The sequence below is a fragment of the Salinicola halimionae genome (assembly GCF_003206065.1).
Classification (GTDB): domain Bacteria; phylum Pseudomonadota; class Gammaproteobacteria; order Pseudomonadales; family Halomonadaceae; genus Salinicola; species Salinicola halimionae.
Window position 1 is genome coordinate 102,342 of sequence record NZ_PZJQ01000002.1, and the last position, 15,156, is coordinate 117,497.

A 15,156-nucleotide genomic window follows, 5' to 3' on the forward strand; every position below is an offset into this window, starting at 1 on the left:
GGACAAGGCTTACGCAGCCAACTAAAAACTCATAAATCATTGTAATATATTGTTTTTATGGGCCTACTAAAAGAGTTAGTTCAGACCTTTGTCTATCTAGACCATGGTTACAATGAAAGTTTACGAATTAATCGAAATAATAGCCCCCCAACGTCGATGGTCCATAGCACCATGTATGCCGTCCGGAAACTCCTGGATACGAATCCAGAGTTCGTGATGAAAAGTCGATACGGCACCAATGCGAAGCTTGATTGATGACATCCAGGATTTTAATAACTCTGGCGGCTATTTCAGAGACGAATAAACAATGGGCGCACATTTCGCCAATCTCTTTTCGACCGCAGGCCAGCCGCTGATGGTTAACCCAAAAGCGACTTGCCCGGCACCAGACAACAAGGGAACGCAACACAGTCACATCGATAATTTCCAAAAAACGGATTTGCGCATATCCCCTTTGGTATCAATCACGATGTGAGTACGCCGAGCACGACGCTTTGGCAGAGCCACCTGCGTGTCCTTCGACACGCAGGTGGCAGGTTTCTTCCAGAGCGCCTTGCGTAGCCGAATGATTCACACGGCTGCCAAAAACAGCAATCAACAACAGCAATCAACAACAGCAATCAACAACAGCAATCAACAACAGCAATCAACGACAAGACCACGAGGGACACCAATAATGATTGCCTCACACTACGTGCTACGCCGGCCGCTCCTCGCCGCCGTCATCGGCGCTTCCTGCGTCATGCCGGCCCTGGCCCATGCCGACATCAATCCCGAGTTCTTCGGCTACGCCCGTTCCGGCATCGGCTCGACCTCCGGCGGCGGCAGCCAGACCTGCTTCAAATCGGCGGGAGCTCCCGCCAAGTATCGCCTGGGTAACGAATGCGAGACCTACGCCGAATTGGGCCTGGGCGCGCAGCTTTACCAGCAGCAGGACACGACGTTCGACTTCGCCAGCCGCGTTGCCTATGTCACCGCGCAGGACAACGACGACGAATCGCTCAAGGACGACGACAACAACATCTCGCTGCGAGAAATGTACGTCTCCGGTACCAACGTCGTCAGCGGGCTTCCCGGCGCATCACTCTGGGCCGGTAAGCGCTTCTACAAGCGCCACGACATTCACATGAACGACTTTTACTACTGGGACGTTTCCGGCCCCGGGGTCGGGATCTCGGATATCGATGTCGGCACCGGCAAGCTCAGCTTCGCCTGGACCCGCAGCGAAGGTAACGACGACGGCGACGGCCTGTTCCCCGACTCCGGCCAGCAGATCTCGGATGACACGATCGATGCGCGCTGGAGCGACATCCCTGTCAATCCCGGCGGCTCGCTGGAGCTCGGCGTCGACTACGGCCGTTCGTCGCTGTCCGAATGGCAGAAGGATTACTACGACGACCAGGGCGTCGACTACGATGAGGGCGACAAAGGCTGGATGGGCACCATCGAGCACACCCAGAGCGGCTGGTTCGGCGGCAGCAACACCTTCGCCGTGCAGTACGCCACCGATGGCATCATCACCCGCGACGGTAACGCCGTCGGTCGTGGTACCGGCGCACTGCGCCAGGAAGGCAGCATGTGGCGCGCGCTCGATCACGGCCATATCTGGCTGGCGCCGGACAAGCTCGACATGCTCTACGCCCTCGTTTACGAGGATAAGGACATGGACGATAACACTGGCCGCAAGTGGTTCTCCGCCGGTGTTCGCCCCGTCTATTACTGGAGCGACATCATGAGCACGGCGGTCGAGCTGGGCTACGACCGTATCGAACCGCAGAGCGGTGACGTTGGTTACGACGGTGGAGACCACCATCTGACCAAACTGACCCTCGCACAGCAATGGTCGGCCGGTCGCGGCGCCATGATTCGCCCGACCATCCGCCTGTTCGCCACTTACGCGCAGTGGAACGGCGACGCCTATACCGATGCCCGTCAAGCCAACTCGCTCGACACCGGCGCCGGCCCCAACAACGTCGACATCGACGATAACAATGGCCTGACGTTCGGTGCGCAGATGGAGGTGTGGTGGGGTAGCTGATCCCCCATCGCGAGAGCCATGCTCGCGCTGTTTCGATCCTTTGGGCTCCGGCGGCTTACAGCCCCGGAGCCATTTTCGGTTCCAGCAGGAGTTCCCGAATGTTGAGTTCGTATCGTCTAGCCGTGCCGTTGAGCACGCTTCTTTTCGCCCTGGCGGGATGCAGTACACCGCTGATGGCACCCCAGGCCCCTACCATTCCGGCGCAGGAAGGGCAGCAGGCGCTGATGCGCACGACGGACTGTTGCAGTTCTCTCGCCAGTTTGTTGTACCGCCCCATCACGGCGCAGGAGACGCTGACGCTGAATTTCACGCCGCAGTCCCCGGCCCATGATTTCAACGATGGCAAAAGTTTCTTCCAGGCGTTCGAGCTACCCCGGAACAACGGGCCGATCGCCTTGAGCGTCTCCAGCCCGATCCGCGACGGCCAGGTCTTCGCACCGACGATTCTGGTGCTCGATGCAAACTTTCGGCCGGTCAGAAAGGTCTCGAGCGGGTCCCTCGCGGTCCATCGCCCCACCGGATTTTCTGCCGCGCGTCTGGCGGGGGAATTCAGTGTCACGCCCGGCCCGGACGCCCAGTACGTCGTCATCTATACCAGCGATGAAGATCGCCGGGCATCGACGACTTATGAATCGGAAGATAAAGCCTATGCCCGGGTGCGGGGACTCGCCGAACCCGCTGGGCCGGATCCTCGCGCCACGCACGCCGCGACTGGCGAAGTCGCGCTCGAGATCGCCTCGTTGACCCGCGATACCGGCATGGCGCCACTGCTTGGCAGCAATCCCGCGCCGATGCGTCAGACGACCGACTCCAGCCCGCAGCCCGGCGCGGCAACTCCCGCTCCGGCCACAGCGACTGCTCCTGCCACAGCGACCAATGCGCCGGACTTCGATTACCGCCGCATGATCGACGCCGCGCTCAAGGCGGGTGACGTCGAACTCGCGCTGGACCTTGCCGAACGGGCCGAGCGCAGCGGTCATCCCGGCACTCGTGCCTGGCTGGCAGAGCGCCTGCAAACCAAGACCCCCTGAGACCTCACGCCGTGGTGCTGCAGGACGCACCACGGCGGATTGGTTTGAAGGCAATGCGCGATCCCGGCTTAAGTCAGCCCTATTAAGTCAGCCCTATTAAGTCAGCCCTAAGCCGGCGCCGACTAGGATGGATGTTGGCTCGTCCATCAGAGGATCGCATGTCGTGAACACCACGCCCATCAACCGATATTCGGCAAAAGCCCGTCACTTTCACTGGACGGTTGCCGCACTGGTCGTGCTGGCCTACGCGCTCATCCTGTCGACGGATCTCTTCCCGCGCGATACCGGCATACCGGATTTTCTGCTCCAGAGCCATTTCTGGGCGGGTATCGGCGTGCTCCTGTTGGCGTTCCCCCGCTTGATCGAACGCCTCCGGAAGTCTCCGCCACCCGTTTCGCCACCACTGCATCCGAAGCTCGAGCTGCTGTCGCGCCTCACGCACTGGGCGCTCTACGCGTTTCTGTTCGCGCAGCCGCTGCTTGGCATCTCGACAGTGTGGCTAAGCAATGGCGCAATCCCGATTCCCGGTACGTCGCTGGCGGTGCCTTCGCCCTTCGGCGTGTTGCCGCATGTGGGCCACTCGCTGGAATCGATCCACAAAACGCTGGGAACGGTGTTCTACTACGTGATCGGCTTGCATATCGCGGCCGTGGTCTGGCATCAGTTCGTGCGCAAGGACAACCTGCTCAAGCGGATGTGGTGAAGTGATGGACGGCGCGAAAGCCCTCGCGCCGCCTCGGCGAATCACTCGAGGACATGGAAGCCATCGAGGTAGCGCTCGTTGAGGGAAAGGCCTAACCCCGGCACATCGTCGGCAAGGTCGAGATGACCCTCGACCGGCTCCGGATCGCCTTCGAACAGGTAGTAGAAAAGTTCGTTGCCGATCTCGACATCATGCACCGGAAAGAACTCCGACATTGGCGACGCCAGCGACGACATCGTCAGGTGATAGTTGTGCATCTGCCCGGCATGGGGAATCACCGGCACCTCGAAGGCCTCCGCCATGGCATTGATCTTGCGCGCCACGGTAATGCCGCCAACCCGGTTGGTGTCGTACTGGATCACCGATACCGCACGCTTCTCCAGCAGCTGACGGAATCCGTGCACAGTGAATTCATGCTCGCCGCCTGAGATCGGCATCGGCGCGATGCGATTGAGCTCCGCGTAGCCATCGATGTCATCGGCAATCACCGGCTCCTCCAGCCAGCGCAGCTCGAAAGGCGCCAGCTTGGGCAACATGCGCCGGGCATAGTCGAGATTCCAGCCCATGTAGCAGTCGGCCATCAGGTCGATGTCCTCGCCGATCACCTCGCGAACCGCCGCGACGCTCTTTAGATTCTCGCGCATGCCTTTCGGCCCGTCCTTGGGCCCATAGCCGAAACGCATCTTCATCGCCTGGAACCCCTGGTCGAGATAGCCCTGCGCCTCGGCCTGCATCACGTCGAGATCGTCGTGGTAGAGCTTGGAGGCGTAGCACGGGATCTTCTCCTTGGTACGACCGCCGAGCAGCTTGAACACCGGCTTGTCGAGCGCCTTGCCCATCAAGTCCCAGAGCGCGATATCGATGCCAGAGATCGCCGCCATGCCAATGCCACGCCGCCCCCAGGCCAGCGTGGCGCGATACAGGCGCTGCCACAGGTATTCGTAGTCGAACGGATCCTGCCCCACGATCAGTGGGGCCAGATGCTGATCGACGATGGTCTTGGCGACCCGTGGCGCCAGCGCCACGTTGCCGAGACCGACGAGACCGATGTCGGTTTCGATTTCGATCACCGCCCATCCATGAAAGCGAAAGCTCTGCATCGCATCGCCGCGATCCCACAGCGCATCCATGGCGTTGGTGCAGAAGTGCGCCTTGGGGGCTACCGTCTCGCCCTTCCATTCGAATACGCGGGCGCGGACTCGAGTGATTTTCATGGCGGGACTCCTGTTCGTTGATGGATGTCGTTTGGCGGATGTCGTTGATAGTTGTCGTTGACGAATGAGTCTCAACCCACGAACGCATTGGCGATCAGCAACGCCACCAGCCCGGTGGCCCAGCCCAGCGTGGTCGGCACCGACAGCACCAGCAATTGATGCTTGGCTGTCTTGACCCCGAGCAGACGGTTGACCACCCAGAAGTAGCTGTCGTTGAAGTAGCTGAAGAAGAGTCCGCCGAGACAGGCCGCCTGCGCCGCCAGCACCATGTTGACGTCTGGCATCGACGCCAGGATCGGCGCCGAGATCGACGCGCCGGTGATCATCGACACCGTGCCGCTGCCCTGCACGAAGCGCACCAGCGTGGCGATGATGAACGGGATCAACACCGCCGGCAGCGACAGCGAAGCAATGTGCTGGCCGATGTAATCTCCGGCGCCGCTGGCACGCAGCACGGCCCCCAACGCCCCCCCGGCGCCGGTCACCAGCAGGATGATACCGGCGCTTTCGACGCCTTTTTCCAGATGCGCCAGTACCTGATCCTTCGGCATTTTCGGCACCAGGCCGTAGACTGCCACCAGCACACCGATACCCACCGCGATCACCGGATGACCGACGAACTGGACCACCTGCACGAACAGGCCCGGTGCATCGCTATCGCCCACCACGGCGGTGACCAGCGTATTGAAAAAGATCAACAGAATCGGCAGCCCGATCGGCAACACTGACTTGAATAGCGTCGGCAGCTCGCTTTCGGACAGATTGGCCGCCATCGGATCGTCTTCGGTATCGCGTTTCAGCGATCCCGGCACGTCACGCTCGATCATCGCCTCGATGCGCGGCCCCATGAAACGCGCGTAGAGCACCATCACGATCAGCGCCGGCGCGGTGAAGACCAGGCCCCAGGCGATCATCAGGCCGATATCGACACCGAAGATCCCCGCGACGCCCAGCGGCCCCGGCGTGGGCGGTACCGCACTGTGGGTGACCGCCAGCCCCGAGGCCAGCGCGATGCCCAGCGTCAGCACCGAGCGCCCGCTGTTGCGTGCCAATGCCCGCACCAGCGGGTTGAGAATCACGTAGGCCGAGTCGCAGAAGATCGGGATCGAGACGATATAACCGGTAATCGCCATGGCCCAGTCCTCGCGCTCCTTGCCGAGCAGCTTGAGGATCGAATAGGCCATGCGCTGGCCGGCGCCGGAGACCTCGAGAATCCTCCCCATCATCACACCGAAGCCGATTACCAGACCGATGGTGGAGAGCGTCTTGCCGAATCCAGTGGTGATCGAATCGATTACCGCATTGGGCGACATGCCGCCGATCAGGCCGGCGATCGAGGCGGCGATGACCAGGGCTAGCAGTGCATGAACACGGGTCTTGAGCACCAGCGCGATCATCACGAAGATAGCGATACCCAGGCCGATGATGACCTGAGGGCCTGCGACAGTGGCGTCTGACATGGTCTGAACTCCTTGTGGGCTTTATTGAGTGTTGTTGCCTGTCTGGTTCAAGGAACGGATCTGTCGGGTCCGGAGCGTCTCTTCGGGGGAACGGTTCAGTTGTCGAGTTCGTCCCCGCGCTCGTCGTCGAGATAGGCGTGAATAATGGCGTCGAAATCGCTGTCGGCCTGGAAGCCGAGACTCAGCGGCCGTTCCACCGCCAGCCCGCCCGGCCAGCTGGCGACGATGGCGTCGATGGCGGCATCGGGCTCGAACCGCACGAGATCACGCGCGGACGTGCCGGCCTGGCGCTCGAGCGCATCGAGCATCTCTTCGACCGTCACCGTCAGGCCGGGCAGGTTGAGCGTGCGCCAGTCGCCGAGTGTCTCTCCGTCGAGAGACAGCGCATGGACCAGATTGGCCACCACGGCCCGGGGCGAGGAGAGCCACAGCGGCAGGCCGGCATCCACCGGGCAAACCGCTTCGACGCCCGCGAGCGGCTCGCGGATGATCGAGCTGGCGAACGACGATGCCGCCTGGTTGGGCTTGCCGGGACGCACCACGATGGTGGGCAGGCGACAGACTCGGCCATCGACGAAGCCGCGCCGGCTGTAATCGTTGACCAGCAACTCACCCATCGCCTTCTGCGCGCCGTAGGACGAACGTGGCTGCGGCCCGACGGCTTCCGGCACCGGCTGAGAGAGCCCCGGACCGAACACCGCCAGCGAGCTGGCGAACAGGAACCGCGGCCGTGCGGAATGGTGTCGGCAGGCTTCCAGCAGCGTGCGCGTGGCATCCAGATTGACCCGCATGCCTAGCTCGAAATCCGCTTCCGCCTGGGAACTCACCACCGCCGCCAGATGACAGACGGCGCCGGTGTCGTCGGCCAGCGCCTGCTGGATCAGCCCAGACTCTATGAAATCGGGATCGGCGATATCGCCGGTCAGCGATTCGACCCGATCATCGGTCACCGGACACGGTGCCAGATCGATCGAGGTCACCCGCGTCACGGCCTGTCCGCCGACCTTTCCCGAGAGCAACTGCTGGATCAGCCTCGCGCCGAGAAAACCGGCGCCTCCCGTTACGATCACATGCATGGTGTGGCTCCTTTTAGGCGCCGCTTTCGCTCGCTGAATGGCGCCGAAGTGACGAAAGGCGAATTGCGCTGGCGTTTGAGATTTAACATCTTGTCTGACAAATTAGCCTAACAGGCAACACCGCCATTGGTCGGAGAGCATCGCCAATCGCCATCATGACGGCGTCCGCCGAGACGGATCTTCGACGAACGCATAAGGGGTTTTCAGCGTGAGTGACGACACGTGAGCCAAGAACTGGAGTCGAGAACTGTGAGTCAGCCCCATGAGTGAAAACACATGAATGAAAACGGGGAACAGCCATCACGCGGACCGCAGCTTTCCGAGCAGGTCGCCCAGCGCTTGAGCGAGGCCATCCAGGCCGGCGAATGGGGTCGCGGCGCGCGCCTGCCGACCGAAGCGGCACTGGGCGAGCGCTTCGGCATCAGCCGCTCGGTGGTGCGTGAAGCGATCTCGATGCTGCGCAACGGCGGGTTGGTCACCTCGCGCCGGGGCAGCGGCAGTTTCGTCGCCGAATCCCCGACGGTATCGCTGCGCCTGGCGATTCCCGATCCCGACATTCAGTCGGTGGTCGAGGTGCTGGAACTGCGCCGTCCGCTGGAAGTGGAGGCCGCCCGGCTCGCCGCCGAACGGCGAACGCCCTCTCAGCTGCGGCGGATTCGCAACGCCATGGTCGATATCGACGAAGCCGTCGAGGCGGGACTTTCCGGTGTCGATCAGGATCTCGCCTTTCATCGCACTATCGCCGAAGCAGCCAACAACACGCATTTCACCGCCGTGCTCGATTTCTACAACCGCTTTCTGCATCACGCGATCCGCGTGACGCGCACCAACGAGTCGCTGCGCGAGACCTTCATGCTGCAGGTGGTCGGCGAGCATGAGGCCATTCTCGATGCCATCGCCGCTGGCGATGCCGAATCTGCCGCCCGCGCCGCGGCCATTCATCTGGAACACGCCGAAACGCGCCTGCGTCAGGCGCCTACAGACCTTCTCAAGAGCGTGCTCGAGCGCGTGGAAGCGCAGCGCGGCTCGGTGGCCGCCACGCCTTCGGAATCGGGATCGGGATCGGGATCGGGATCGGGATCGGGATCGGGATCGGGATCGGGATCGACAGAACATACGGGAGACAACTCACGATGAGTACGACACAACGACCGCGCGTCGGGGTCATCGGGCTGGGCTCGATGGGAATGGGCATGGCCACCTCGCTGGTGCGTGCCGGCTTCGAGACCTGGGGCTGCGATCTGCGCGAGGAACCGCGGACGAGCTTTGCCGAGGCCGGCGGCCATGCGGTGGCGACACCCGCCGAAATGGCTGCCGAGGTCGAGATCGTGCTGACCGTGGTGGTCAACGCCGAACAGACCCGAGCGGTGCTGTTCGGCGACGGCGGTCTGCTACCGGGGCTCGCGCCGGATAGCGTGGTCATCTCGTGTGCGACCTGCGCCCCGGACGACGTGCAAGCGTTGGGCGCCGATCTGGCGGCCCACGATATCCACCTGCTCGATGCGCCGATCTCGGGCGGGTCGGTCAAGGCCGCTGCGGGTCAGTTGACGATCATGGCTTCCGGTCCGGCGACGCTGTTCGAGCGCGCCGAAAACGTGCTCGATGCCCTCGCCGCCAAGGTGTTCCGCCTGGGAGGAGGGCTGGGTCAGGGTTCGCAGGTCAAGCTGGTCAACCAGCTGCTGGCCGGGGTGCACATCGCCGCCGCCGCCGAAGCGATGGCCTACGGCATTCGCGGCGGCTGCGACCCGCAGACGCTGTATGAGGTGATCACCCAGAGTGCCGGCAACTCGTGGATGTTCGAGAATCGGGTGCCCCATATCCTCGCCGGCGACTACACCCCGCACTCGGCGGTGGACATCTTCGTCAAGGATCTGGGGATCGTTCACGATACCGCCCACCGCGAAAAATTTCCGCTGCCACTCACCGCCCAGGCGCTGAGCCAGTTCACGCTGGCCTCTGCACAAGATCTCGGTCGCGAAGACGACATCGCCGTGATCAAGGTCTATCCGGGTATCACGCTTCCCGGCACGGCCGCCAACGATGCCGGATTCGGCGACGGCGGCCCCAACGCCGATCCCAATGACCACGGAGGGGCTTGAGCGATGGCGAATTTCGTTCCGAATGCGGGCGAACGACGGACCCGATCCCGACCGATTCTCGGCTGTATCGCCGACGACTTCACCGGCGCTACCGATCTGGCGAGCCAGCTGGTCAGCGCCGGCATGCGTACGCTGCAGACCATCGGCATCCCCGAGACACCGCTGGAAGCGGGCGTGGACGCCGTGGTGGTGGCGCTGAAATCGCGCACGATTCCTGCCAAGAACGCCATCGAACAGTCGATTCAGGCGCTCGACTGGCTGCGGGAACAGGGCTGCGAGCAGTTCTACTTCAAGTACTGCTCCACCTTCGATTCGACGCCGGCCGGCAATATCGGCCCGGTCACCGAGGCGTTGATGGACGCACTAGGCACCGACTTCACCGTCGCCTGCCCGGCACTGCCGGCCAACCGCCGTAGCGTATTCAACGGCTACCTGTTCGCCAACGGCGTGCCGCTCAACGAAAGTGGCATGCAAGACCACCCGTTGACGCCGATGACCGATGCCAATCTGGTGCGGGTGCTCGGCGCGCAGACGACGCGCAAGGTGGGTCTGATCGACTACGCCACGCTGCGCCAGGGCGACGCTGCCGTTGCCGCACGCATCGACGCACTCAAGGCCGAAGGCATCGGTATTGCGATCTGCGACGCCATCGATAACGACGATCTGTTCATACTGGCCCGCGCCTGCCGCGATCTGCCGCTGGTGACGGCGGGTTCCGGCCTGGCGCTGGGGTTGCCTGCCAACGTCACCGAACGGCTCGACCATCAACAGGATGCCGCGCGGCTCGACTCGATCGGCGGACGCGAAGCCGTACTCAGCGGCAGTTGCTCGCGGGCCACGCTGGCCCAGATCGAACATGCCCGGCAGCACATGCCGAGCGTTCACCTCGATGCCCAGGCGCTGGACGATGACTATCAAGGCGTCGTCGATGCGGCGCTGGAACACGCCGAAGCCCATTTCGACTCCCAGAACGCCGCCGGCCCCATACTGATTTTCGCCAGCGCCTCGCCGGAGGAAGTGCGCCGTGCGCAACATCGGCTCGGCGTGCAGCAGGCCGGCGAGCTGGTCGAGCGCGCCATGGCCGAGATCGCCAGCGAGCTGGTCGGCCGCCTCGGCGTGCGTCGGCTGCTGGTTGCCGGGGGCGAAACCTCCGGTGCCGTGGTTAGCGCGCTCGACGTTCAGGGGCTGCGGATCGGCGACAGCATCGATCCCGGCGTGCCCTGGACGGCCACGCTGGGTACCCAAGAACCGCTGGCGCTGGCGCTCAAGTCGGGCAACTTCGGCGCCCCCGATTTCATGACCAAAGCCTGGAAACTGATGCCATGACCGCGATCCACACCTCGACATCCGCCACCGAAAATCGCCTGCGCGAAGAGATCGCCGAGATCGGTCGATCGTTTCGCAACCTGGGCATGGCGCCGGGCACCTCCGGAAACATCAGCGCCAAGCTCGAAGACGGCTGGCTGATGACGCCGACCAACGCCAGCCTCGGCGCGCTGGATCCGGCGGAAATTTCCAAGCTCGACTGGGACGGCAATCTGCTGGCCGGCAAGCCGCCGACCAAGGAGTCGTTTCTGCATCGCGCCTTCTATGAACAGCGCCCGGATACCGGCGGGATCATTCACCTGCACGCAACGCACTCGGCGGCAGTCTCGTGTCTCAACGGGCTCGACGAACACTCCTGCCTGCCGCCGATCACGCCCTACTTCGTGATGCGTGTCGGCCGCCTGCCCTTGGTGCCCTACTACCGCCCCGGTGACGCCGCGCTGGGTGACGCCGTGCGCGATTATGCCGCCGATCATGCGGCGGTATTGCTGGCCAACCACGGCCCGGTGGTCGCCGGCAAGACGCTGGAAGCGGCGCGCAACGCCATCGAAGAGCTGGAGGAGACCGCCAAGCTCTATCTGCTGCTGCGCCACCACGATGTACGCACGCTGAATGAGAACGAGATCGACGAGTTGCGCGATGCGTTTGGCGCCCAGTGGTAGCCGGAACCGCGCATCCGAGAACCGCGGCGCTACTGCGCCTTTCTGCGCACTATTGATGGGATAACCGAGGAATTCAGGCCATGCCGCGCTTCGCCGCCAATCTCAGCATGATGTTCAACGAAGTCCCGTTCATGGAGCGCTTCGCCAAGGCCGCCGCCAACGGCTTCGAGGGGGTCGAGTTCCTGTTTCCGTACGACTTCGAGCCCGACGCCATCGCCGCCGAGCTCAAGCGCCACGGGCTCGAGCAGGTGCTGTTCAATCTGCCGCCGGGTGACTGGGCTGCCGGTGAGCGCGGGTTGGCAGCCCTGCCCGGCCGTGAAGCGGAGTTCCGGGAGAGCGTCGATACCGCCATTCGCTATGCCAAGGCGTTGAACTGCCCGCGCCTGCACGCCATGGCCGGGCTCATTGCCGAACCGGTACGGGAGTGGGAGTCAGCGCCAAAGCCGGCTTCGGAAAATGTTTCCCGTGAAACATTTTCCGATAACCATCGGATTTATCTGGAGAATTTGCGCTTCGCCGCACGGAAGCTTGCCGAGCACGACCTGACGCTACTGATCGAGCCGATCAATACTCGCGACATGCCAGGCTACTTTCTCAACCACCAGGCCGAAGGCCACGCGATCATTGCCGAGCTGAACGAACCCAACGTCAAGGTGCAGATGGATTTCTACCATACCCAGATCATGGATGGGGATATCTGGAAGACGTACGAGCGCTATCGCGATGGCGTGGGCCACATCCAGATTGCCGGCGTGCCCGAGCGGCATGAACCGGACACCGGAGAGGTCAACTATCCATGGCTATTCGCCGAACTCGACCGATCCGGTTATGACGGCTGGCTTGGCTGCGAGTACAAGCCGCGCGGTGATACGGAGGCAGGATTGGGGTGGTATCGCGCCTGGCAGCAGCGCTGACAGGCGGGGATCAATCGCCCTCGATCAGCCGGATCCCTGCGTCTTCGATGACGATCCGGCGCTGCTTGTAGAGCCGGCCGATGGCCTGCTTGAAAGCGTTCTTGCTGACGCCGAGCCGGGCCTTGATGGCATCGGCCGAACTCTTGTCGCCGAGGGCCAGGAACCCGTCGTTGGCGCTCAGCGCTGCCAGCACCTTGTCGCCGACCACGTCCAGGCGTGCCTGCCCCGGCGGCAATAGCGAGAGATCCAGGCGAGCGTCGTCGCGCACACGGCGGACATAACCGTCCATGCGGTCGCCGCGACGCAGCGGGCGCGACATATCGTCGTGATACAGCAATCCCCAGAACCGGCTATTGACCACCGCCTTGGCGCCTAGATCAGTGAGGTCGGCGATGGTCAGCGACACCCGATCGCCCGCCTTCAGGCCTTCCGACTCATCCTGCAGGAACTTGTCGATCTTCATGCTCGCCACCGGACGCATGCGATCATCGACGTAGATCATCACCAGCACCCGCTTGCCCGCGTCCGGGCGGAAGCGCTGCTCGCCGAACGGCAGCAGCAGATCCTTGGGCCGACCCCAGTTCAAGAACGCACCGATATCGGTGACCTTCGTCACCCGTAGATACGCGACATCCCCCACGTTGACCTGGGGCTCGGCAGCGCGTGGCGATTCGACGGGGGCGTTATCCCGAGGCGGGCGGGTCATAGGGCGTTCTCTGCTGGCAAGCGATGAATGAGGTGGCGCCATTATGGGGGGCATGACGGTAACGAGCAAAGCACCCCCGCAAGCCCGTTCGAACCGGGCGGCGCGAATGAAGAACCGGGGCGAAATTCCTCCTCAGTGGAAAGAAGGTTTACACTCCCGCGATCTCGCATGACTTAGACCTTCGTATCAATCCCATCGATAGTCGAATTCACTATGCGTGATTAGCAGCCTAAAGAGTTGGCTCCCATAATGTCGTCACAGGTTGAGGCCGAGAGGCCATAAAAAAGACATTATTGGAGGCAACACCATGAAAACTCGTATTCTCGCAGCCATCGCAATCGCCGTCGCACTGCCTACCGTCGCTCAGGCCAACAGCGTCGTCGAACAGCGTCACTTCGATCAGCAGAGCGAAGCGCTCAGCATCGAGCAGACCGCGCAGTATCACGCGCTGCCGACTCGCTACAGCGTCGACACCGTCGATGGCGGCCACAGCAATGCCGCCGACCAGTCTCTGAAGAACGTGGCCGAGTCCACTCAGCTGGGCACCGACGTGCAGCCGTCTCGCAACGCCCTGATCGGTGAAGGCCAGAGCGCCGCTGCCGGCCAGGCGCTGCAGAACGCTACGCAAACTGTCAGCAATGACAAAGGCAACGTCGAAGTGAACTTCGCCAGCCTGTAAGTCTTCGCCTCCGGGCACCGTCACAGCGCTAGACCAAAAAGGGAGCCACTGGCTCCCTTTTTGGTTCTATGCGCTATAAAATCGAATAGACGCAGAGACTCCACCCATCATCATTCCTATCGATAGTTTATTTCGCGCCATTCGATTTCTATTAGACGGCTAACAGAACGACAATGACGTCACCGGTTGAGGCCAAGAGCCCAACACCAAAACAGATGATCATTGGAGGCAACACCATGAAAACTCGCATTCTCGCCGCTATCGCCATTGCCGTTGCTCTACCCACCGTCGCCCAGGCCAACAGCCTCGTGACCGAGCGTCACTTCGACCAGCAAAGCGAAGCGCTCAATATCGAGCAGACCGCGCAGTATCACGCACTGCCGACTCGCTTCAACGTCGACACGGTTACCGGTGGCCACAGCGCCGCGGCGGACCAGGCTCTACAGCAGGTCGCCAACGCTTCCCAGCTGGCAACCGAAGTCGAAGCGTCCCATAGCAGCTTGATCGGCCAAGGCCAGAGCGACGCCGCCGCCCAGGCACTGCAGAACGCTACGCAAACTGTCAGCAATGACAAAGGCAACGTCGAAGTGAACTTCGCCAGCCTGTAAGTCTTCGCCTCCGGGCACCGCCACAGCGCTAGACCATCAAGGGAGCCCTCGGCTCCCTTGATGGTTTTATATCCTGCAAAAACGAAAGGTTTCAGACGCTGCAACCACCATCATTCCTGTCGATAGTTTATTTCGCGCCATTCGATTTTTGTTAGACAGCTAACAGACTGATAATGACATCACCGGTTGAGGCCAAGAGCCCAACACCAAAACAGATGATCATTGGAGGCAACACCATGAAAACTCGCATTCTCGCCGCTATCGCCATTGCCGTCGCTCTACCCACCGCCGCCCAGGCCAACAGCCTCGTGACCGAGCGTCACTTCGACCAGCAGAGCGAAGCGCTCAATATCGAGCAGACCGCGCAGTATCACGCGCTGCCGACTCGCTACAGCGTCGACACCGTCACCGGTGGCCACAGCGCTTCTGCAACTCAAGCGTTGGAGAACGTGGCCGATGCCACTCAGCTGGCTACCAATATCCCGGCGAGCCACAACGCCCTGATCGGCCAAGGCCAGAGTGAAGCTGCCGCCCAGGCGCTGCAGAATGCCACACAGAGTGGCGGCAACGACCGCGGCAATGTCGAGATGGACTTTGCCAGCAACAGCTAAGCTGCTGATTGACGTAAAAAGAGGGCCTG

The 15,156-nt window shown here is 62.3% G+C and carries 15 protein-coding genes; 11 read left to right on the top strand and 4 right to left on the bottom strand.

Annotated features, from left to right (window positions below; translation table 11 throughout):
• Positions 1-676: 676 nt before the first annotated feature.
• The 3 genes from DOM27_RS00975 (at position 677) to DOM27_RS00985 (ending at position 3,772) form a co-directional block, all read left to right on the top strand.
• Positions 677-2,038, top strand: a complete 1,362-nt coding sequence (locus DOM27_RS00975) for a maltoporin (protein WP_110654206.1) — start codon at positions 677-679, stop codon at positions 2,036-2,038.
• Positions 2,039-2,136: 98 nt separating this feature from the next.
• Positions 2,137-3,069 carry a MalM family protein gene (locus tag DOM27_RS00980; RefSeq protein WP_110654207.1) on the top strand — a complete coding sequence of 311 codons (933 nt, stop codon included), beginning with the start codon at positions 2,137-2,139 and terminating at the stop codon, positions 3,067-3,069.
• 163 nt (positions 3,070-3,232) lie between these two features.
• Positions 3,233-3,772 carry a cytochrome b gene (locus tag DOM27_RS00985; RefSeq protein WP_223162250.1) on the top strand — a complete coding sequence of 180 codons (540 nt, stop codon included), beginning with the start codon at positions 3,233-3,235 and terminating at the stop codon, positions 3,770-3,772.
• Positions 3,773-3,813: 41 nt separating this feature from the next.
• Here the strand turns inward: DOM27_RS00985 and DOM27_RS00990 are convergent, their stop codons facing one another.
• From DOM27_RS00990 to denD, 3 genes are all read right to left on the bottom strand, one after another.
• Positions 3,814-4,986, bottom strand: a complete 1,173-nt coding sequence (locus DOM27_RS00990; protein WP_110654209.1) for an L-rhamnonate dehydratase — start codon at positions 4,984-4,986, stop codon at positions 3,814-3,816.
• Between the two features lie 71 nt (positions 4,987-5,057).
• The gene (locus tag DOM27_RS00995) at positions 5,058-6,446 is read right to left on the bottom strand and encodes a GntP family permease (protein ID WP_110654210.1); all 1,389 of its coding nucleotides are present in this window, start codon (positions 6,444-6,446) and stop codon (positions 5,058-5,060) included.
• 95 nt (positions 6,447-6,541) lie between these two features.
• Entirely contained in the window at positions 6,542-7,522 is a 981-nt protein-coding gene (denD, locus tag DOM27_RS01000) for a D-erythronate dehydrogenase (protein ID WP_110654211.1), read from the bottom strand.
• A gap of 276 nt (positions 7,523-7,798) precedes the next feature.
• Here denD and DOM27_RS01005 point away from each other — a divergent pair, with 276 nt between their 5' ends.
• The 5 genes from DOM27_RS01005 (at position 7,799) to otnI (ending at position 12,523) form a co-directional block, all read left to right on the top strand.
• Complete coding sequence (locus DOM27_RS01005) at positions 7,799-8,659, top strand: FadR/GntR family transcriptional regulator (RefSeq protein ID WP_110654212.1); 861 nt, start codon at positions 7,799-7,801, stop codon at positions 8,657-8,659.
• Positions 8,656-9,621: an L-threonate dehydrogenase gene (ltnD, locus tag DOM27_RS01010; RefSeq protein WP_110654213.1), complete on the top strand. Its 966-nt coding sequence runs from the start codon at positions 8,656-8,658 to the stop codon at positions 9,619-9,621. The genes DOM27_RS01005 and ltnD overlap by 4 nt, the downstream gene beginning before the upstream one ends.
• Before the next feature lie 3 nt (positions 9,622-9,624).
• The gene (gene otnK, locus DOM27_RS01015; protein ID WP_110654214.1) at positions 9,625-10,947 is read left to right on the top strand and encodes a 3-oxo-tetronate kinase; all 1,323 of its coding nucleotides are present in this window, start codon (positions 9,625-9,627) and stop codon (positions 10,945-10,947) included.
• Complete coding sequence (gene otnC / locus DOM27_RS01020) at positions 10,944-11,609, top strand: 3-oxo-tetronate 4-phosphate decarboxylase (protein ID WP_110654215.1); 666 nt, start codon at positions 10,944-10,946, stop codon at positions 11,607-11,609. The genes otnK and otnC overlap by 4 nt, the downstream gene beginning before the upstream one ends.
• An 80-nt stretch (positions 11,610-11,689) precedes the next feature.
• Entirely contained in the window at positions 11,690-12,523 is an 834-nt protein-coding gene (gene otnI / locus DOM27_RS01025) for a 2-oxo-tetronate isomerase (RefSeq protein ID WP_110654216.1), read from the top strand.
• A 10-nt stretch (positions 12,524-12,533) separates the two neighbouring features.
• Here the strand turns inward: otnI and DOM27_RS01030 are convergent, their stop codons facing one another.
• Complete coding sequence (locus DOM27_RS01030; protein WP_110654217.1) at positions 12,534-13,229, bottom strand: CvfB family protein; 696 nt, start codon at positions 13,227-13,229, stop codon at positions 12,534-12,536.
• Between the two features lie 307 nt (positions 13,230-13,536).
• Here DOM27_RS01030 and DOM27_RS01035 point away from each other — a divergent pair, with 307 nt between their 5' ends.
• The 3 genes from DOM27_RS01035 to DOM27_RS01045 all read left to right on the top strand — a co-directional run bounded on the left by DOM27_RS01035 (position 13,537) and on the right by DOM27_RS01045 (position 15,127).
• Complete coding sequence (locus DOM27_RS01035; RefSeq protein WP_110654218.1) at positions 13,537-13,908, top strand: hypothetical protein; 372 nt, start codon at positions 13,537-13,539, stop codon at positions 13,906-13,908.
• Positions 13,909-14,144: 236 nt separating this feature from the next.
• Positions 14,145-14,516: a hypothetical protein gene (locus DOM27_RS01040; protein WP_157956683.1), complete on the top strand. Its 372-nt coding sequence runs from the start codon at positions 14,145-14,147 to the stop codon at positions 14,514-14,516.
• Positions 14,517-14,752: 236 nt separating this feature from the next.
• Positions 14,753-15,127, top strand: a complete 375-nt coding sequence (locus DOM27_RS01045) for a hypothetical protein (protein ID WP_157956684.1) — start codon at positions 14,753-14,755, stop codon at positions 15,125-15,127.
• The last annotated feature ends 29 nt before the right edge of the window (positions 15,128-15,156 follow it).

What these genes read in the sequence shown, in the direction of transcription:
- DOM27_RS00990 (WP_110654209.1), bottom strand. Translation starts at nt 4,986, where the DNA reads ATGAAAATCACTCGAGTCCGCGCCCGCGTATTCGAATGGAAGGGCGAG.
- DOM27_RS01040 (WP_157956683.1), top strand. Translation starts at nt 14,145, where the DNA reads ATGAAAACTCGCATTCTCGCCGCTATCGCCATTGCCGTTGCTCTACCC.
- DOM27_RS01045 (WP_157956684.1), top strand. Translation starts at nt 14,753, where the DNA reads ATGAAAACTCGCATTCTCGCCGCTATCGCCATTGCCGTCGCTCTACCC.
- denD (WP_110654211.1), bottom strand. Translation starts at nt 7,522, where the DNA reads ATGCATGTGATCGTAACGGGAGGCGCCGGTTTTCTCGGCGCGAGGCTG.
- otnK (WP_110654214.1), top strand. Translation starts at nt 9,625, where the DNA reads ATGGCGAATTTCGTTCCGAATGCGGGCGAACGACGGACCCGATCCCGA.
- DOM27_RS00975 (WP_110654206.1), top strand. Translation starts at nt 677, where the DNA reads ATGATTGCCTCACACTACGTGCTACGCCGGCCGCTCCTCGCCGCCGTC.
- otnI (WP_110654216.1), top strand. Translation starts at nt 11,690, where the DNA reads ATGCCGCGCTTCGCCGCCAATCTCAGCATGATGTTCAACGAAGTCCCG.
- ltnD (WP_110654213.1), top strand. Translation starts at nt 8,656, where the DNA reads ATGAGTACGACACAACGACCGCGCGTCGGGGTCATCGGGCTGGGCTCG.
- DOM27_RS00980 (WP_110654207.1), top strand. Translation starts at nt 2,137, where the DNA reads ATGTTGAGTTCGTATCGTCTAGCCGTGCCGTTGAGCACGCTTCTTTTC.
- DOM27_RS01030 (WP_110654217.1), bottom strand. Translation starts at nt 13,229, where the DNA reads ATGACCCGCCCGCCTCGGGATAACGCCCCCGTCGAATCGCCACGCGCT.
- otnC (WP_110654215.1), top strand. Translation starts at nt 10,944, where the DNA reads ATGACCGCGATCCACACCTCGACATCCGCCACCGAAAATCGCCTGCGC.
- DOM27_RS00995 (WP_110654210.1), bottom strand. Translation starts at nt 6,446, where the DNA reads ATGTCAGACGCCACTGTCGCAGGCCCTCAGGTCATCATCGGCCTGGGT.
- DOM27_RS01035 (WP_110654218.1), top strand. Translation starts at nt 13,537, where the DNA reads ATGAAAACTCGTATTCTCGCAGCCATCGCAATCGCCGTCGCACTGCCT.
- DOM27_RS01005 (WP_110654212.1), top strand. Translation starts at nt 7,799, where the DNA reads ATGAATGAAAACGGGGAACAGCCATCACGCGGACCGCAGCTTTCCGAG.